Source organism: Streptomyces sp. NPDC053665 (assembly GCF_055585285.1).
The window spans coordinates 310,409-328,749 of sequence record NZ_JBVJKK010000005.1; the positions used below are offsets into that span (position 1 = coordinate 310,409).

An 18,341-nucleotide genomic window follows, 5' to 3' on the forward strand; every position below is an offset into this window, starting at 1 on the left:
CGGCGCGAGGCGGGGGAGCGGCACGCGGATTTCCGCCCGCGGCGCCGCCCGGGGGCTACTGCGTCACCGCGAAGTGCCGCAGGATCGCCGCCGTCAGGTCCGGGTCGCCCTCCGTCTTGACCCGGTCGGTCACCGCCTCCGGCGACACCCGGCCGCAGGCCAGGCGGACGTAGGTCTCCCAGTCCAGGGTGAGGGTCGCCGCCGGGCCGAGCGCCGGGGCCGTCTCCAGGGTGCCGCGGCCCTGGATGTCGACCCGGATCGTGCGCAGGAACTCCACGGGCCCGTGGACGTCGATGACGACCGCGGAGCTGCGCGGCGCCTGTGCGTCCTCGGCGACGACACGCGGGAGTTCACCGAGCAGCACGTCACGGGTGACGTGCGCGCCGGGGGAGTCCAGGTTGCCCGGGCGGCCCAGGGCCGTGCGCAGGTCCTGCTCGTGCACCCACACGGCGAACGCGTGCCGCCGCATCGACTCCTCCAGCGTCAGCTCGCTGCCCAGCGGGCCCCGCACCTTGGCGCCCGGGTCGCGCGACTCGTTGCGCAGTTGCCGGTTGCGGCGGATGATCACGTACTCCAGCTCGGAGGTCATCTCCGGCGCCGTGTGGTGGCGGCGGACGTCGACCTGCATCTCCATGTAGCGCTGGTGGTCGTTGGTGACGTGGAAGAGGTCGCGCGGCAGCGTGTGGATGGGGCGCGGGTCGCCGAGCATCTCGCAGTCCAGGCCGATGACATGGGAGACCACGTCCCGCACCGACCACCCCGGGCACGGCGTCCGCCGGTTCCATTCGGCCTCCGCGAGCGGCTGGACCAGCTCGGATATCGCTTCGACGGAGTGGGTCCAGGCGTCGGCGTAGGGCTGGAGGGTGGGATGCAGACTCACGGAACGGGACCCCTCGGCGGTCGGTGCACGGGCAGGTGGTGGCGGCGTTGCCAGTGGGAGGTTGCGGCTGTCGGCGGGTGTCTTGCGAGCTAAGTTACGCTGCTGTGGGGCACCCCGGCAGTGCTTTCGTGTGACGATCGTAGGCCCGTGTGGACGGCTCGAATGCCAGGACGGTGGTAGTGTGCGCGCCTCTGTGATCCAGATCGCCGTGGATGAGGGCGAATCGGTCGAATCGCGCCGCCGGCGGGCCGCCGCGATGGTGCGCGAGCAGGCCGGGAGCGACCTCGTCGTCCTCCCCGAGCTGTGGACCACCGGCGCCTTCGCCTACGACGCGTTCACGACCGAGGCCGAACCGCTCGAGGGCCCGACCCACGAGGCCATGGCCAAGGCGGCGAGCGACGCGGGCGTCTGGCTGCACGCCGGCTCCATCCCCGAGCGGGACCCCGAGGGCCCCCTCTACAACACCTCCCTCGTCTTCTCGCCCTCCGGCGAGCTGGCCGCCGCCTATCGCAAGATCCACCGCTTCGGCTTCGACAAGGGCGAGGCCGTCCTGATGGGCGCCGGGTCGGAGCTGGTGACGGTCCGTCTGCCCGCCACCACCCTGGGCCTGTCGACCTGTTACGACCTCCGCTTCCCCGAACTCTTCCGCGGTCTCGTCGACGCCGGCGCCGAGACGCTCGTGGTGGCGGCGGGCTGGCCGGAGCGCCGCCGGTCCCACTGGACGCTGCTCGCGCAGGCACGGGCGGTGGAGAACCAGGCGTTCGTCGTCGCGTGCGCAACGGCCGGGACCCACGCCGGAGTTCCCCAGGCCGGTCACTCGATCGTGGTGGACCCGTGGGGCGAGGTCCTGGCCGAGGCCGGGGCCGGCGAGGAGGTCCTGACGGTGGAGTTCGACCCGGGCAAGGTCGCCGCCACCCGGGAGCAGTTCCCCGCGCTGAAGGACCGGCTGCTCGGCCTGGAGCCCCCGCGCCGGCGGCCGTGACGGCCCCGGCCGGCAGCGGGCTCAGTCCTCGCGCTCCTTCTCCGCCAGGTGGATCACGCACACCGCCACCGCGATGAGCAGGGCGGGATCCGCGTCCTCCCTGATGACGTCCACCCCGTAGGTGTCCCGCAGGGTCAGCCACCGGCGGGAGACCACCGCCAGCAGCTCCCCGTCGTACTCGACGGCGAACTCCCGGTCGAGGATCTTGCCGCTGACGTCCAGCTCGTTGCCGTCGGCCAGGGACACGCGGTAGTGGTTGCGCAGCAGGGACAGGCGCTTGCGGCGGATCGTCGCCAGCGGCTCCCCGGCCCGCTGGAGCACCATCGTGTCGCGCAGGGCGAGCATCTTCTGGTGGATGTCGACCAGGACGGTGCCCTGGGCGTCCTTCAGCTCCCAGGTGTCCCGCAGCCGCAGGGCCTTGCCGTCGACGAGGAACACCTTGGAGCCGTGCTCGTCCTCGATCCAGTAGTCGTCGCCGAAGCCGAGGAGCCGGTCGTACACGAGGAATCTCATGACACGAGGGCTTCCCCGTCGCCGCCCGGGCGACGCGGCCGCTAGGCCGACGGGCTGAGCCGGGCGGGCCGCGCCGGCCGGAGTGGCAAGCTGGACACATGGCCGATCCCGCACCCGCGCCCGTCCGCCGCCGGGCCCGCGTCCGTGCCCCCGAGCTCACCGGTGAGGGCGGCTGGATCAACACGGGCGGGCGGCGGTACAGCCTCGCCGAACTGCGCGGACGCATCGTCCTGCTCGACTTCTGGACCTCCTGCTGCATCAACTGCCTGCACGTCGTCGACGAGCTGCGGGAGCTGGAGGACCGGCACCGGGACACCGTCGTCGTCATCGGGGTGCACTCGCCGAAGTTCCCGCACGAGGCCGAGCACCGCACGGTCGTGGACGCGGTGGAGCGCTACGGGGTGAGGCACCCGGTGCTCGACGACCCGGAGCTGGCCACCTGGACGCAGTACGCCGTGCGTGCCTGGCCGACGCTGGTGGTGGTCGACCCCGAGGGGTACGTGGTCGCCCAGCACGCCGGGGAAGGGCACGTGCGCGCCATCGAGCGGCTGGTGGGGGAGCTGGAGGCCGAGCACGCGGCGAAGGGCACGCTCCGGCGCGGCGGCGTCCCGTACGTGGCACCGCCGCAGCGGCCCACGGCGCTGCGCTTCCCCGGCAAGGCACTCCTGCTGCCGGGCGGGAACCTCCTGGTGAGCGACACCGCCCGGCACCGGCTGGTGGAGCTGGCCGGGGACGGCGAGAGCGTGGTGCGCCGGTTCGGGACCGGTGCGCGGGGGTTCCGGGACGGCGGGGCGCGGGAGGCCGCGTTCGACGAGCCGCAGGGGCTCGCCCTGCTCGGCGACGGATCCGTGGCGGTCGCCGACACCGTCAACCACGCCCTGCGGCGGCTGGACCTCGCCAGCGGTGAGGTCACCACCCTCGCGGGCACCGGCCGGCAGTGGTGGCGGGGGGCACCGGTCTCCGGTCCGGCCCGGGAGGTGGACCTGTCCTCGCCCTGGGACGTCGCCCTGTGGCGGGGCCGGCTGTGGATCGCCATGGCCGGGGTGCACCAGCTGTGGGTGTACGACCCGGAGGACGGCACGGTCGCCGTCGCGGCCGGGACGAGGGAGGAGGGGCTGGTCGACGGGCCGGGCAGGCGGGCCCTGTTCGCGCAGCCGTCGGGACTGGCCGCCACACCCGGGCGGCTGTGGGTGGCGGACGCCGAGACGTCGGCCCTGCGGTGGGTGGACCCGGACGGCTCCGTGCACACCGCCGTCGGCGCCGGCCTGTTCGCCTTCGGGCACCGCGACGGCCCCGCCGGACAGGCCCTGCTCCAGCACCCGCTGGGCGTCACCGCCCTGCCGGACGGCTCGGTGGCGATCGCCGACACCTACAACCACGCCCTGCGGCGCTACGACCCGGTGACGGACGAGGTGACGACCCTCGCCACGGACCTGCGCGAGGCCGGCGCCGCGGTGGTCGTGGGCGACGAGATCGTGGTCGTCGAGTCGGCCCGGCACCGGCTGACCCGGCTGCGGCTGCCCCGGGAGGTGGCCGAGGCACCTGGCGCGGCCCGTCCTGGACGGCGGGAGGTGACCGAAGTGGCCGCCGGGCGGCTCCGGTTGGACGTCGTGTTCGAGGTGCCGCCGGGGCAGAGGCCGGACACCGGGAACGGCCCGGCGACCCGGCTGGCCGTCTCGGCGACCCCGCCGGAGCTGCTGCGCGACGGGCAGGGCGCGGGGACGGATCTGTCCCGCACCCTCGCGCTCGACCCCGCCGTGCGGCAGGGCGTGCTGCATGTCTCCGCCCGGGCCGTCTCCTGCGACGACGACCCGGGCACCGCGCACCCCGCCTGCCATGTGCACCGGCGGGACTGGGACGTGCCCGTGCGCCTCGACGGCTCGGGAACGGACCGGTTGTCGCTGGTGCTGACCGGGACGGACACCGCCTGAGCGGGTCCGACACCGCCTGAGCGGTTGTGTCAGACGCCGTATCCGCCGTGGTAGCCGTCGCGGCGGGCCGCCGGGTCGTCCACGACCTGAGCCGTGGGGGGCGGCACGACCACGCGCCTGCGCCGGTAAATGCTGCTGAACACCGTGACGCCAATCAGTCCGACGATCATGAAGATGATGCCGACCAGGTCGAGGTTGACCCCCTGCATGTCCCAGTCGGTCGCGAACGTGAGGATGGCTCCCACGGCGATGAGGATGATGCATCCGCCGAGGCCCATGAGTGTCGCCTCCCTGTACGGTCCGGACGTTCCGGTCCCGGAACACCGGGTACCCCGGAGGCGAACACCCATGCGGTGAGGGGCCGTTCTACCTCTCCAGGAACGCCGTCAGGGCGTTGGCCAGCAGGAACGGGTCGTCGGCGCCGCAGAGTTCGCGGGCGCTGTGCATCGACAGGATGGCCACGCCGATGTCGACGGTGCGGATGCCGTGCCGGGCGGCGGTGATCGGGCCGATCGTGGTGCCGCAGGGCATGGAGTTGTTGGAGACGAACGACTGGAACGGCACGTCGGCCGCCTCGCAGGCCGCCGTGAACTCGGCGCGGCCCGAACCGTCGGTGGCGTAGCGGTTGTTGACGTTGACCTTGAGGATGGGCCCGCCGTTGACCCGCGGGTGGTGCGTCGGGTCGTGCCGCTCGGCGTAGTTGGGGTGGACGGCGTGGCCGGTGTCGGAGGACAGGCAGACGGTGCCGGCGAACGCGCGGGCCCGGTCCTCGTAGGTGCCGCCGCGGGCGAAGACCGACCGCTCCAGCACGTTGCCGAGGAGGGGCCCGTCGGCGCCGGTGTCGGACTGGGAGCCGTTCTCCTCGTGGTCGAAGGCGGCCAGGACGGGGATGGAGGCGGGCGCGGTCGCGGCCGTGGCCACGGCGGCGAGGGCGGCGGTCCCGGCGTGCACGGACAGCAGGTTGTCCATGCGGGGCCCGGCGACGAGTTCGCGGTCGCGGCCGAGATAAGCGGGCGGCTCGACGGAGTGGGTCATGAGGTCCCAGCCGGTGACCTCGCCCGCCGGGATGCCGGCGCTCTCCTCCAGGAAGGCGATGAGGTCGCCGTCGCGCACGTCGTGGCCGAGGCCCCAGACGGGCTGGAGGTGCCGCTGCTTGTCGAGCTTGAGGCCGTCGGCGGTGACCGTGCGGTCCAGGTGGATGGCGAGCTGCGGGACGCGCAGCAGGGGCCGGTCGACGTTCACCAGGCGGGTGGAGCCGTCGCGCAGGGTCAGCCGGCCGGCGAGGCCGAGGTCGCGGTCCAGCCAGGAGTTGAGCAGCGGCCCGCCGTAGATCTCCACGGCGACCTGGCGCCAGCCGTGCGCCCCGCTGTCGGGCCGGGGCTTGACGCGCAGGTTGGGGGAGTCGGTGTGGGCGCCGACGATCCGGAACGGCGTGTGCGGTGCGGCGCCCTCCGGCACGAACCAGGCGACGATCGCGCCGCCGCGCAGCACGTACTTGCCGCCGCTCGTCCCGTCCCAGGCGTCCGTCTCGGCGACCTGCCGGAACCCGGCCTTCTCCAGCCGCTCGGCGGCGTTGGCCACGGCGTGGTACGGCGAGGGGCTCGCCGCGAGGAAGGCCATGAGGTCGTCGGTGTGGCCGCGGTCGAAGGGGCGGGTCGCGCGCGGGGCGCTCGCGGGGGAGGACGGGCGGGCAGGTTGGGTCATGGCTTCACCTTAACGACGGACGAGGGCCTGTTCCCCACGGTGGGGAACAGGCCCTCGTACACGGGACGGGAGCGAGGTCTAGAACGCGGCCTCGTCCAGCTCCATCAGGTCCAGCTCGACGCCCTCGGCGACCTTGCGGGCCAGGGTGACGCCCGGCAGGACGTTGGCGGCGAAGAACTTCGCGGCGGCGATCTTGCCGGTGTAGAAGGCCTTGTCCTTGGCGGTCGCGGTCTCCAGCTTCTCGGCGGCGATCGCGGCGCCCTTGAGCAGCAGGTACCCGACGACGACGTCACCGGAGGCCATCAGCAGGCGGGTGGTGTTGAGCCCGACCTTGTAGATGTTCTTGACGTCCTGCTCGGTGGCGGCGAGGTCGGTGAGCATGAGGCCGACGATGGCCTCCAGCTCGACGGCGGCCTTGGCGAGGTGCTCGCGGGCACCGGCCAGCTCCTCGCCGCCCGTGCCGAGGGCGAGGAACTTCTTGATGTCCTCGGCCAGGCCGTTCAGCGCGGTGCCCTGGTTGCGGACGATCTTCCGGAAGAAGAAGTCCTGGCCCTGGATCGCCGTGGTGCCCTCGTAGAGGGTGTCGATCTTGGAGTCCCGGATGTACTGCTCGATCGGGTACTCCTGGAGGAAGCCGGAGCCGCCGAAGGTCTGCAGCGACTGGGCGAGCTGCTCGTAGCCCTTCTCGGAGCCGTAGCCCTTGACGATGGGCAGGAGCAGGTCGTTCAGCGCGTGCTCGGCGGTGGCGTCCTCGCCGGTGGCCTCCTTGATCTGGATGGCGTCCTGGATCGAGGCGGTGTACATCACCAGCGCGCGCATGCCCTCGGCGTACGCCTTCTGCGTCATGAGCGAGCGGCGGACGTCCGGGTGGTGGGTGACGGTGACCTTGGGCGCGGTCTTGTCCATGAAGTTCGCGAGGTCGGGGCCCTGGACGCGCTCCTTGGCGTACTCCAGCGCGTTCAGGTAGCCGGTCGACAGCGTGGAGATCGCCTTCGTGCCGACCATCATGCGGGCGAACTCGATGATGCGGAACATCTGGCGGATGCCGTCGTGCTTGTCGCCGATCAGCCAGCCCTTGGCGGGGTGCTTGTCGCCGAAGGTCATCTCGCACGTGTTGGAGGCCTTCAGGCCCATCTTGTGCTCGACGTTGGTGGCGTAGACGCCGTTGCGCTCGCCGAGCTCGCCGGTCTCGAAGTCGAAGAGGTACTTCGGGACGAGGAAGAGGGACAGGCCCTTGGTGCCGGGTCCGGCGCCCTCGGGGCGGGCCAGCACGTAGTGGAGGATGTTCTCCGACATGTCGTGCTCACCGGAGGTGATGAAGCGCTTCACGCCCTCGATGTGCCAGGAGCCGTCCTCCTGCTGCACGGCCTTGGTGCGGCCGGCGCCCACGTCGGAGCCCGCGTCGGGCTCGGTGAGCACCATCGTGGAGCCCCACTGCTTCTCCGTGGCGACCTTGGCTATGTGCTTCTGGACCTCGTTGCCCTCCTCGAAGAGGATGCCGGCGAAGGCGGGGCCCGAGGAGTACATCCACACGGCCGGGTTGGCGCCCAGGATCAGCTCGGCGTAGGCCCAGATCAGGGAGCGGGGCGCGGTGGTGCCGCCGATCTCCTCGGGCAGCCCGAGGCGCCAGTACTCGGAGTCCATGAAGGCCTGGTAGCTCTTCTTGAAGGAGGCCGGGACCGGCGCGGTGTTGGTCTCCGGGTCGAAGACCGGCGGGTTGCGGTCGGCGTCGGCGAAGGACTCGGCCAGCTCGTTCTCGGAGAGGCGGGTCAGCTCCTCCAGGATGCTCTTGGCGGTCTCGACGTCCATCTCCTCGAACGGGCCGGTGCCGTACACCTTGTCGCGCCCGAGTACTTCGAAGAGGTTGAACTCGATGTCGCGGAGATTCGACTTGTAGTGCCCCATGGCGACGGCTCCCGGCTCCGTAGAGAGATCGGCGAGGCACTGGATCCTCGCGCTAGTTCACGTACCAACAAGTAGCTACGATGATGCTACCCGTCAGTAATAAGACGCAACCCCACCCGGTCATCTGTGACAGGTCCCACCGGGACGGTCAAGGGCCCGGCGTACCGGCACCCCCGCGACGCCGCGCTCGGTACGCTTGCGCCCATGTACGGCTACGACCAGACAGCGGGCCCGCAAGCGCAGTACGCCCCTCCGCAGCAGCCGATGTCCGGCGGATACGGGCAGCAGCCGCCGTTGTACCCCGAGCCGTCCCCGCCCTCGCTCACGGACGCGGTGCGCGCCTTCACCACCGGGCAGATGGCCGCCGAGGACTTCCAGCAGGTCTTCGCCACCTCGAAGGTGTACTGCCCGCGCGGTGACAACCCCGGCTTCCTCGCGCTGCACAACACCCAGCAGCCGGTGATCCCCATGTTCAGCACCCTCAAGGAGCTGCGCCGGTACGCGGGCAAGGAGTCCAAGTACTTCGTGATCACCGGTGCCGAGGTGCTGGACCTGCTGCCGACCGGCTACGGGTTCGTCCTCGACATGGAGGGCGAGCACCGCATGGTGTTCGACGCGAAGGCCGTGGAGCAGATGGTGGAGTTCGCGATGCGGCGGATGTACGGCTAGAGGCCGCCTGCCGTGCGCAGGCCCGGCCGCCGCGCCGGGCGGCCGGGTGTCCGGAGGCCGTCGTCCCGTTCAGGGGCGGCGGCCTTTCGTCGTGCAGGTCCCCCGTGGTTCGCTGCGCCGTCCCCCGGCCGGGAATGCGATCCCGGGTTCCGTGGTTGGGGGTGGCAGAAAGTTTAACGCTCAACTAAACTGGGCGTACCCGAGGAGGAACCGACATGCCTGCTGTGACCGTCGAGAACCCGCTGACCCTGCCCCGCGTGACCGCGCCCGCCGACGCCGTGGCACGTCCCGTGCTCGCCGTCACGACCGCTCCGAGCGGTTTCGAGGGCGAGGGGTTCCCGGTGCGCCGGGCGTTCGCGGGCATCAACTACCGCTACCTGGACCCGTTCATCATGATGGACCAGATGGGCGAGGTGGAGTACGCGCCGGGCGAGCCCAAGGGCACCCCCTGGCACCCGCACCGCGGCTTCGAGACCGTCACCTACATCATCGACGGGATCTTCGACCACCAGGACTCCAACGGAGGCGGCGGCACGATCACCAACGGGGACACCCAGTGGATGACGGCCGGCTCGGGCCTGCTGCACATCGAGGCCCCTCCGGAGCACCTGGTGATGTCCGGCGGGCTCTTCCACGGCCTGCAGCTGTGGGTGAACCTCCCGGCCAAGGACAAGATGATGGCCCCGCGCTACCAGGACATCCGCGGCGGCTCGGTCCAGCTGCTCACCACCCCCGACGGCGGCGCGCTGCTGCGGGTCATCGCCGGTGAGCTGGACGGCCACCAGGGCCCCGGCATCACCCACACGCCGATCACGATGATCCACGCGACGGTGGCGGCGGGCGCGGAGCTGACCCTGCCGTGGCGCGAGGACTTCAACGGCCTGGCGTACGTCCTGGCCGGGCGCGGCAGCGTCGGCGCGGACCGCCGTCCGGTCCACTCCGGGCAGACCGCCGTCTTCGGCGCGGGCTCCTCGCTGACCGTCCGCGCGGACGCCACGCAGGACTCCCACACCCCGGACCTCGAGGTCGTCCTGCTCGGCGGGCAGCCCATCCGGGAGCCGATGGCCCACTACGGCCCGTTCGTGATGAACACCAAGGACGAGCTCATGCAGGCCTTCGAGGACTTCCAGAAGGGCCGGCTGGGCACGGTCCCCGCGGTGCACGGCATGACCGAGAGCGGCCCCCAGGGCTGACGGGCGTCACGGCGCCTCGGGCTTCTCCCACAGGGTGACGTCCATGGTGACCGACGACAGGCCGTTGTCGTCCTTCTGCCAGCCCAGGACGGTGATCGCCGCCACCCGGTTCTCGTCCGTGAGCACGCAGGCGGTGAGGCCCTTGGCGATGTTCTTCCGGTCGATGGTGAAGCCGAAGTCGGTGGCCGCCGCGCAGCTCTCGGCGGTCGCCGGGCCGTCGACGGTGGCGAGGTCGCCGCTGTCGCCGACCAGGGACCAGCCGTTGCCGCCGGACGGCATCGTGAAGGTGATGTCGGAGACCGCGTCGGTAAAGTCCAGGTCCATGTTCGACGCGGACCGCAGCACCACCTTGCGGTGCTCCCGGACGGCTCCCGCCGCCGGCCCGCCGTCGGCGGTGGGAGTGGCGCGGCCGGACCCGCCGGTGGCGGACGAGCCGGACGCGGGCGGTGCCGAGGTGGCGCCCGCGTCCGCGGCCTGCGGGCCCGGGCCCGCTCCGCCCGCGTCCGGCCCGCCGGTGTCCTTCGCCGCCTGGGGGCCCGAGGAGACGCTCGTCCCCGGCCCGGACCCCGTGCCGCCGGAGCCGTCCTGACCGGCGAGCAGCTGGTACCCGACCACGCCACCGGCCGCCACCACGGCCAGGGCCACCACGGCGGTGGCGGGGCCCTTGTAGGAGAGACGTCCGAGCTTGACGTGCGTGGAGGGGTCGCGCCGCCCGCCCTCGTACGACATCGAGAAGGAGGAACTCCTGCCCCGTTCCTCACGGGATGCGGACTTGCCCATGCGATTTCCTTGCCTGCGGTCGGAAGCGGCCAGGGCACACATCGTGCAGGTGGTGTGAAGGGCGTCGTCGTCACTCACCCGGTGGTCACACGAAAGGGTGTATCGGCGTCATTGGGTTGACGCCGGGGGGATCGTCACGGCGTCCACGCGCCCTCGCCCGAGCCGTTCACCGACTCGTAGAGCTCGAACCAGATGCTCTTGCCCTCGCCCCGCGGCTCCACCCCCCAGGCGTGCGCGAGCAGTTCGATCAGGACCAGGCCGCGGCCGGAGGACGCCAGCTCGCCCGGCCTGCGCTTGTGCGGCAGGTCGTCGCCGGCGTCCGTCACCTCGACGCGCAGCCGCCGCTCCCCCACGGCGCCGGTCAACTCCACGACCAGCAGCGCGTCGGAGTCCGTGTGCACCAGGACGTTCGTCAGCAGCTCCGACAGCAGCAGCACCGCCGAGTCCATCTGGTCCGGCGAGGACCAGTCGTGCAGCAGCTCCCGGAGCTGCTGCCGGGCGACCGCGACCCGCTCCGGTTCCGCCTGCGCCACCGTCAGCACCGAGCGCCGCACCGGCGGCGTCGCCGCCCGGGTGTCCCCGCAGCCGCAGCCCCCGCCCTCCCGGCTCAGCAGCAGCATGGCGATGTCGTCCTCGCGGCGGTCGGCCAGCGGGCCGATGGTGTGGTGCGACGACGGCCCGTGCACGGCCTGCACCAGGGTGTCGGCCAGCTCCTCCAGGTCCCCCGTGTGCTCCTCCAGGATCGCCCGCAGCCGCCGCCAGCCGGTGTCCAGGTCGTGGCCGCCGGTCTCGATCAGGCCGTCCGTGCAGATCAGCATGGTCTCGCCGGGCTCCAGCACCAGCCGGGTCGTCGGGTAGTCGGCGTCCGGGTCGATGCCCAGCGGCAGCCCGCCCGAGGTCGGCCGGGTCAGCACCGTGCCGTCGGCCATCCGGATCGCCGGGTCCGGATGGCCCGCCCGGGCGATGTCCAGCACCCCCGACGACGGATCGACCTCGACGTAGACACAGGTCGCGAAGCGCGGGTCGTACGGGTCCTCGTCGCTGATGCCGTGCAGGAAGCGGGAGGCCCGGGACAGCACGGCGTCGGGGCGGTGCCCCTCGGAGGCGTAGGCGCGCAGGGCGATGCGCAGCTGCCCCATCAGGCCCGCCGCCCGGACGTCATGGCCCTGGACGTCCCCGATGACCAGCGCGAAGCGTCCGCTGGGCAGCGGGATCACGTCGTACCAGTCACCGCCCACCTGGAGGCCGCCGCCGGTGGGCACGTAACGGGCGGCGACGCTCATGCCCGGGATGCGCTGGGGTCCCAGCCTCGGCAGCATCGTGCGCTGGAGCCCGTCGGTCAGCGCCCGCTCGCTCTCCGCCAGCCCGGCCCGGGTCAGCGCCTGCGCCAGCATCCGCGCCACGGTCGCCAGCACGGACCGCTCGTCCGGGGTGAAGGCGACCGGATAGGCGAAGGCCGCCATCCACGCGCCCATCGTGCGGCCGGCCACGGTCAGCGGCAGGAACGCCCAGGAGCGGCGCCCGAACCGCTCGGCGAGCGGCCACGTCAGCGGGTAGCGGGCCTTGTACTCCTGGGCCGACGACAGGTACACCGCCCGGCCCGTGCGCACCACCTCCGCGGCCGGGTAGTCCGTGTCCAGCGGCATGTCCGAGAACGGGTTCTCGGTGCCCCGCTGCTGGCCGTGGTGGCCGATGACCGTCAGCCGGTCGCCCTCCATCCCGAACACCGCCAGCCCGTCCGGTGAGAAGCCCGGCATCGACAGATTGGCCGTGACCCGCAGGACCTCCTGGGTGGAGCGCGCCTCCGCCAGCGCCCGGCCCGCGTCCAGCAGGAAGGCCTCCCGCGAGCGCCGCCAGTCGCCGGTGACCGCGCTGCGCCCCGCCGGGGTGCCCGGCGTCGGCTCGGTGACCTCCTGGAGGGTGCCGATCAGCAGGTACGCCTTGCGGGCGCGGTCGAAGGTCGGCTTGGAGCGGCTGCGCACGACCCGGATCACGTGCCCCTGCTCGTCCATGATCCGGATGCGGACCTCGGCGAGGGTGGCCTCGGCGACGGCCAGCTGGACCACGCCGGTGATCTCGTTCCAGTCCACCGGGTGCAGCCGGGCCCGGGCCTGGGCCTCGGTGAGCGTGACCTGCTCGGCGGGCAGCCCGAGCAGCCGTGCCGCCTCGGCGTCGACCGTGACCAGCCCGGTGGCGGTGTCCCATTGCCACAGACCGGTCGCGAGGGCGGCCAGTGCCTCCCCCACGGCGGGCAGGGGCTCGCCAGTGCGCATTGCCCCACTTTAAGAAGAGGCGCTCGAAGACTGCCACCGAAGGCGGAGCCGTGCGCGATGCACAACGGGGGAGAGCCGATCTTCACCTGCCCGGTACGCTGGGGACCAGTTTCACGTGAAACACAGACCCCGATCAGCGAAGACTGGATGAACGACGATGCATCGGTACAGGTCCCACACCTGCGGCGAGCTCCGCGCCTCTGACGTCGGCACCGACGTCCGGCTGAGTGGCTGGCTGCACAATCGGCGCGACCTGGGCGGCATCCTCTTCATCGATCTGCGCGATCACTACGGCATCACGCAGCTCGTGGCCCGTCCCGGCACCCCCGCCTACGAGGCCCTCGACAAGCTCTCCAAGGAGTCGACCGTCCGTGTGGACGGCAAGGTCGTCTCCCGCGGTGCCGAGAACATCAACCCCGAGCTGCCGACCGGTGAGGTCGAGGTCGAGGTCGGCGAGGTCGAGCTGCTCGGCGCGGCGGCCCCGCTGCCGTTCACGATCAACACCGAGGACGGCGTCAACGAGGAGCGGCGCCTGGAGTACCGCTTCCTCGACCTGCGGCGCGAGCGCATGCACAAGAACATCATGCTGCGGTCGTCGGTGATCGCCTCGATCCGCTCGAAGATGGTCGCCCTCGGGTTCAACGAGATGGCGACGCCGATCCTGTCCGCGACCTCACCCGAGGGCGCCCGCGACTTCGTCGTCCCCTCCCGGCTGAACCCGGGCAAGTTCTACGCCCTGCCCCAGGCTCCGCAGCAGTTCAAGCAGCTGCTGATGATCTCCGGCTTCGACCGGTACTTCCAGATCGCGCCCTGCTTCCGCGACGAGGACGCCCGCGCCGACCGTTCGCCGGGCGAGTTCTACCAGCTCGACATCGAGATGAGCTTCGTCGAGCAGGAGGACGTCTTCCAGCCCGTCGAGAAGCTGATGACCGAGCTCTTCGAGGAGTTCGGCGGCGGCCGTCACGTCACCTCGCCGTTCCCGCGGATCCCGTTCCGCGAGGCGATGCTGAAGTACGGCTCCGACAAGCCCGACCTGCGCGCCCAGCTCGAACTCGTCGACATCACCGACATCTTCGAGGGCTCGGAGTTCAAGGCGTTCGCCGGCAAGCACGTCCGCGCCTTGCCCGTGCCGGACGTCTCCGGCCAGCCGCGCAAGTTCTTCGACCAGCTCGGCGACTACGCCGTCGCGCAGGGCGCCAAGGGCCTGGCCTGGGTCCGTGTCGCCGAGGACGGCTCGCTGACCGGTCCGATCGCGAAGTTCCTCACCGAGGACAACGTCGCGGAGCTCACCAAGCGGCTCTCGCTGGCCGCCGGTCACGCGGTGTTCTTCGGCGCGGGCGAGTTCGACGAGGTCTCCAAGATCATGGGCGCGGTCCGGGTCGAGGCCGCCAAGCGCGCCGGGCAGTTCGAGGACGGCGTCTTCCGGTTCTGCTGGATCGTCGACTTCCCGATGTACGAGAAGGACGAGGAGACCGGCGCGATCGACTTCTCGCACAACCCCTTCTCGATGCCGCAGGGTGGTCTGGAAGCCCTCCGGACCCAGGACCCGCTGGACATCCTGGGCTGGCAGTACGACATCGTCTGCAACGGCGTCGAGCTGTCCTCCGGCGCGATCCGGAACCACGAGCCGGAGATCATGCTGAAGGCGTTCGAGATCGCCGGCTACGACCGGGAGACCGTCGAGGAGAAGTTCGCCGGCATGCTGCGCGCCTTCCGCTTCGGCGCCCCGCCGCACGGCGGCATCGCGCCGGGCGTCGACCGCATCGTCATGCTCCTCGCGGACGAGCCCAACATCCGCGAGACGATCGCCTTCCCGCTCAACGGCAACGCCCAGGACCTGATGATGGGCGCGCCGACGGAGCTGGAGGAGGCCCGGCTGAAGGAACTGCACCTGTCGGTGCGGAAGCCGCAGCCGAAGTAGCCCGCGGAGCACCAGCACGCCGAGCAGCGCAGCGGCCCGGAACCGGAAACGGTCCCGGGCCGCTGCGCTGTCCACGCCCCGCGCTCACTCCGCGGAGAAGACCTCGTGCGCACCGACGGCGGTCAGCGACCGGTCGAACCATCGGGTGAGGGTGTCGAGGTCGGTGCAGGTGGTGATGCGTGCGCGGTCGTGGGGGGTGAGGGGGATTCCTCGCTTTTGGAGCACGCGGAGGATCGACTGGACGGTTCCCTCGGCTTTGCCTTCGAGGTAGGCCTGCTCGAAGAGGGTTCCCCTGCCCGGGAAGTAGGTGGCGACCATGCTCGGCTCAGTCTTCGGCGTCGGCGAAGAGGTCGGCCGCCGAGGCGGCTGTGAGGGACCGGTCGAACCATCGGGTGAGGGTGTCGAGGTCGGTGCAGGTGGTGATGCGTGCGCGGTCGTCGGGGGTGAGGGGGATTCCTCGCTTTTGGAGCACGCGGAGGATCGACTGGACGGTTCCCTCGGCTTTGCCTTCCGCTTTGCCTTCGAGGTAGGTCTGCTCGAAGAGGGTTCCCCTGCCCGGGAAGTAAGTGGCGACCATCTTTTCCAGCTCTCTCCAGGTCTCCTGGACCGGAGTGTTCTCCAGTCCTACTTCAAGCCATTCGCACCAGTACTTCGCTGTGGCCTTGTCGAACGACCGCATTCCGCGGGCCAGCATGTCCAGTATGGCGGGGGCGTTTTCGCTTTCGCTATGCACGATGGCCGAGAAGGTGGCCATCGCCGGCGCCCGGGCGACGAGGGACTCGTCGGTGATCTCCGGAACGTTGTCCGGGCCCAGGACGAACGGCCGTGTGGCCTGGGACGTCCACGTACCGACACGGCACTCGAAGGGCCCGGCCGCCCAGGCCGCGGTGGGCCGGTTCCGGCACACCGCGACGAGCAGCACCGGCAGGCCGAACTTCGCATGCAGGTACGCCACGTAGTACGCCCAGCTGAGCCCCTTGCCCCGGACCTTGCCGGTCTGGGCCTCGATGGCGATGAGGAAGCCGTCGCCCTCCGACGGCTCGACTCTCAGTACGGTGTCCACCCGGCGTTCCAGGGGCTTGATCTCCGTGGTGTCGGGCGTCAGCGCCTCGATGGTCGCCTTCGCGGGCGGCGGGAGTCCCAGCGCCTCGAAGACGGGGAAGAGAACCTCCGGATGATCCTGGAAGATCCGGTGCGAGGTCTCATGGGTTGAGGTGACCATATGGGCAAGGTTGGTCCGTCGATTGCGGTGTCGCGGGCCGGTCGGGGTGCGTTCACCCTTTCGAGGACGGCAAAAACGTTCCCTGTGTGCGGAGGGCTACCTTGCGACGAACTGGGTGAGGATCGCCTGGACTTCGTAGATGTCGACGCCCTTGGTGAAGGTCTTCTCGATCGGGGTCGGAGTGCCGGAGATCCAGATCTTCAGTTCCGCGTCGAGGTCGAACGTCCCTGCCGTTTCCACCGAGAAGTGGGTGATGCTGCGGTACGGGACCGAGTGGTACTCCACCTTCTTGCCGGTGATGCCCTGCTTGTCGACCAGGATCAGGCGGCGGTCGGTGAACAGGATCGTGTCGCGGATCAGCAGGAAAGCGGCGTGCACCTGCTCGCCGTGCCCGAGGAGACGGGCGTAGTCCTGCTGGGCCGAGGCCGGGTTCACGGTGTGCGCGTTGCCGAACAGTGCCATCGGTGGTTCCCCCCACTGAGTTGACCGGTTTCTCCCGATCATCTCAGTGCCGGAGGGAAAACGGCACCGCCCCCGGAGGGCGATTCCCTCCGGGGGCGGTTGCGGGGCGCCGGTCAGGCCGGCTCGCCGCCGAAGCGCTCCTTGTAGGACTCCAGGTCGTCGTCCGTGAGCTTGGCGAACAGGACGGGCGGAATGGTGAACGGGGTGCCCGCGGGCACGGAGTCCAGCGACTTCGCCTCGTCGGCCGTCACCCAGCGCGCCGTGTCGTTCTCCAGGGAGAACGCCTCACGCATCCGCTGCGCCGACGTCGGGATGAAGGGCTCGGAGACCACCGCGTAGAGGTGGATGAGGTTCATCGCCGTGCGCAGGGTGAGGGCCGCGCCCTCCGGGTTGGTCTTGATCTCCAGCCAGGGGGCCTTCTCCTCCAGGTAGGAGTTGCCCGCGGACCACAGGGCGCGCAGCGCCGCCGCCGCCTTGCGGAACTGGATGGCCTCCATCTGGGACTCGTACTCCGCGAGCAGGCGGGCGATCTCCTCACCCAGCCGGGCCTCCGCCTCACCGGGCTCGGCGCCCGCCGGAACCTCTTCACCGAAGCGCTTCCTGGAGAACGACAGGACGCGGTTGACGAAGTTGCCGAGCGTGTCGGCCAGGTCCTTGTTGACCGTGGCGGTGAAGTGCTCCCAGGTGAAGGACGAGTCGTCCGACTCCGGGGCGTTCGCCATCATGAAGTAGCGCCAGTAGTCGGCCGGCAGGATGTCGAGGGCGTCGTGCGTGAACACGCCCCGGCGCTGGGACGTGGAGAACTTGCCGCCGTAGTAGTTCAGCCAGTTGAAGGCCTTGATGACGTCGACCTTCTTCCACGGGGCGCGGGTGCCCAGCAGGGTCGCCGGGAACATCACGCTGTGGAAGGGGACGTTGTCCTTGCCCATGAACTGCGTGTAGCGGACGTCCGCGTCGGACTCCCACCACCAGGAGCGCCAGTCGCGGTTCTCCGGGTCCTGGTCCGCCCACTCCTTCGTCGCGCCGATGTACTCGATCGGGGCGTCGAACCAGACGTAGAACACCTTGCCCTCGGCGGCGAGGTCGGGCCAGGTGTCGGCGGGGACCGGGACACCCCAGTCCAGATCACGGGTGATCGCCCGGTCGTGCAGGCCCTCGGTCAGCCACTTGCGGGCGATGGAGGAGGCCAGAACCGGCCACTCGTCGGCGCGCTCGTCGACCCACGCCTCGACCTCGCCGGCCAGCACCGACTGGAGCAGGAACAGGTGCTTGGTCTCGCGGACCTCGAGGTCACTGCTGCCGCTGATCGCCGAGCGGGCGTCGATCAGGTCGGTCGGGTCCAGGACGCGGGTGCAGTTCTCGCACTGGTCGCCGCGGGCCTTGTCGTAGCCGCAGTGCGGGCAGGTGCCGATGATGTACCGGTCGGGCAGGAAGCGGCTGTCGGCGTTCGAGTAGACCTGGCGGATCGAGCGCTCCTCGATGAAGCCGTTGGCCTTGAGCTCGCGCGCGATCTCCTGGGTGATCTCGTGGTTCTGCGGGGAGGAACTGCGGCCGAAGTAGTCGAAGGCCAGGCTGAAGCCGTCGTAGATCGCCTTCTGCTGGTCGTGGGCCTGGGCGCAGAACTCGTCCACGGGGACGCCCTGCTCCTTGGCGGCCAGCTCCGCCGGGGTGCCGTGCTCGTCGGTCGCGCAGATGTAGAGGACCTCGTGGCCCCGCTGGCGCAGATAGCGGGAGTACACGTCCGCCGGGAGCATGGACCCCACCATGTTGCCCAGGTGCTTGATCCCGTTGATGTACGGAAGGGCGCTGGTGATGAGGTGTCGAGCCATCGCGGGCTGCTCCCAAGTCGCTACGTGGGGTGACGATCTCGTGGTCTCGGTCGTCTACGGAACCTTGAAATCGTAGC

The 18,341-nt window shown here is 70.8% G+C and carries 16 protein-coding genes; 5 read left to right on the forward strand and 11 right to left on the reverse strand.

Annotation, left to right across the window (positions count from 1 at the left end):
• Positions 1 to 55: 55 nt before the first annotated feature.
• Entirely contained in the window at positions 56 to 880 is an 825-nt protein-coding gene (locus ACZ6ZN_RS21490; RefSeq protein WP_469648466.1) for a maleylpyruvate isomerase family mycothiol-dependent enzyme, read from the reverse strand.
• A 181-nt stretch (positions 881 to 1,061) separates the two neighbouring features.
• Between ACZ6ZN_RS21490 and ACZ6ZN_RS21495 the strand changes: the two genes are divergently transcribed.
• A complete protein-coding gene (locus tag ACZ6ZN_RS21495; RefSeq protein ID WP_469648468.1) occupies positions 1,062 to 1,862 on the forward strand; it encodes a carbon-nitrogen family hydrolase in 801 nt (266 codons plus the stop codon).
• 21 nt (positions 1,863 to 1,883) lie between these two features.
• Here ACZ6ZN_RS21495 and ACZ6ZN_RS21500 read toward each other — a convergent pair whose 3' ends face one another.
• On the reverse strand, positions 1,884 to 2,375 hold the full coding sequence (locus ACZ6ZN_RS21500; RefSeq protein WP_398109108.1) for an LURP-one-related/scramblase family protein: 492 nt from the start codon (positions 2,373 to 2,375) through the stop codon (positions 1,884 to 1,886).
• 98 nt (positions 2,376 to 2,473) lie between these two features.
• Between ACZ6ZN_RS21500 and ACZ6ZN_RS21505 the strand changes: the two genes are divergently transcribed.
• Positions 2,474 to 4,306, forward strand: coding sequence for an NHL domain-containing thioredoxin family protein (locus ACZ6ZN_RS21505; protein WP_469648471.1), 1,833 nt, complete (start codon positions 2,474 to 2,476; stop codon positions 4,304 to 4,306).
• A 29-nt stretch (positions 4,307 to 4,335) separates the two neighbouring features.
• Here ACZ6ZN_RS21505 and ACZ6ZN_RS21510 read toward each other — a convergent pair whose 3' ends face one another.
• The 3 genes from ACZ6ZN_RS21510 to ACZ6ZN_RS21520 all read right to left on the reverse strand — a co-directional run bounded on the left by ACZ6ZN_RS21510 (position 4,336) and on the right by ACZ6ZN_RS21520 (position 7,915).
• Positions 4,336 to 4,584, reverse strand: a complete 249-nt coding sequence (locus tag ACZ6ZN_RS21510) for a DUF6458 family protein (RefSeq protein WP_451875908.1) — start codon at positions 4,582 to 4,584, stop codon at positions 4,336 to 4,338.
• Between the two features lie 88 nt (positions 4,585 to 4,672).
• Positions 4,673 to 6,010, reverse strand: a complete 1,338-nt coding sequence (locus tag ACZ6ZN_RS21515) for a M18 family aminopeptidase (protein WP_451875907.1) — start codon at positions 6,008 to 6,010, stop codon at positions 4,673 to 4,675.
• A 78-nt stretch (positions 6,011 to 6,088) separates the two neighbouring features.
• Entirely contained in the window at positions 6,089 to 7,915 is a 1,827-nt protein-coding gene (locus ACZ6ZN_RS21520) for an acyl-CoA dehydrogenase (protein WP_451875906.1), read from the reverse strand.
• Positions 7,916 to 8,119: 204 nt separating this feature from the next.
• Between ACZ6ZN_RS21520 and ACZ6ZN_RS21525 the strand changes: the two genes are divergently transcribed.
• Entirely contained in the window at positions 8,120 to 8,584 is a 465-nt protein-coding gene (locus tag ACZ6ZN_RS21525; RefSeq protein WP_030245078.1) for an SseB family protein, read from the forward strand.
• Positions 8,585 to 8,799: 215 nt separating this feature from the next.
• Positions 8,800 to 9,777, forward strand: a complete 978-nt coding sequence (locus ACZ6ZN_RS21530) for a pirin family protein (RefSeq protein WP_469648475.1) — start codon at positions 8,800 to 8,802, stop codon at positions 9,775 to 9,777.
• Positions 9,778 to 9,783: 6 nt separating this feature from the next.
• On the opposite strand, the gene ACZ6ZN_RS21535 is transcribed toward ACZ6ZN_RS21530, so the two are convergent.
• Complete coding sequence (locus ACZ6ZN_RS21535) at positions 9,784 to 10,557, reverse strand: hypothetical protein (RefSeq protein WP_469648477.1); 774 nt, start codon at positions 10,555 to 10,557, stop codon at positions 9,784 to 9,786.
• A gap of 134 nt (positions 10,558 to 10,691) precedes the next feature.
• A complete protein-coding gene (locus ACZ6ZN_RS21540; RefSeq protein ID WP_469648479.1) occupies positions 10,692 to 12,830 on the reverse strand; it encodes a SpoIIE family protein phosphatase in 2,139 nt (712 codons plus the stop codon).
• 157 nt (positions 12,831 to 12,987) lie between these two features.
• Here ACZ6ZN_RS21540 and aspS point away from each other — a divergent pair, with 157 nt between their 5' ends.
• Positions 12,988 to 14,751: an aspartate--tRNA ligase gene (gene aspS, locus ACZ6ZN_RS21545; protein WP_469648481.1), complete on the forward strand. Its 1,764-nt coding sequence runs from the start codon at positions 12,988 to 12,990 to the stop codon at positions 14,749 to 14,751.
• A gap of 84 nt (positions 14,752 to 14,835) precedes the next feature.
• Here the strand turns inward: aspS and ACZ6ZN_RS21550 are convergent, their stop codons facing one another.
• The 4 genes from ACZ6ZN_RS21550 to metG form a co-directional block, all read right to left on the reverse strand.
• Positions 14,836 to 15,069 (reverse strand): hypothetical protein, encoded by a 234-nt coding sequence (locus ACZ6ZN_RS21550; protein WP_451875902.1) that lies wholly within the window; start codon positions 15,067 to 15,069, stop codon positions 14,836 to 14,838.
• A 7-nt stretch (positions 15,070 to 15,076) separates the two neighbouring features.
• The gene (locus ACZ6ZN_RS21555; protein ID WP_469648483.1) at positions 15,077 to 15,973 is read right to left on the reverse strand and encodes an RpnC/YadD family protein; all 897 of its coding nucleotides are present in this window, start codon (positions 15,971 to 15,973) and stop codon (positions 15,077 to 15,079) included.
• A gap of 96 nt (positions 15,974 to 16,069) precedes the next feature.
• Positions 16,070 to 16,435, reverse strand: a complete 366-nt coding sequence (locus tag ACZ6ZN_RS21560) for a PH domain-containing protein (protein WP_365736304.1) — start codon at positions 16,433 to 16,435, stop codon at positions 16,070 to 16,072.
• Between the two features lie 113 nt (positions 16,436 to 16,548).
• Positions 16,549 to 18,264 carry a methionine--tRNA ligase gene (gene metG, locus ACZ6ZN_RS21565; RefSeq protein WP_451875900.1) on the reverse strand — a complete coding sequence of 572 codons (1,716 nt, stop codon included), beginning with the start codon at positions 18,262 to 18,264 and terminating at the stop codon, positions 16,549 to 16,551.
• Positions 18,265 to 18,341: the final 77 nt, after the last annotated feature.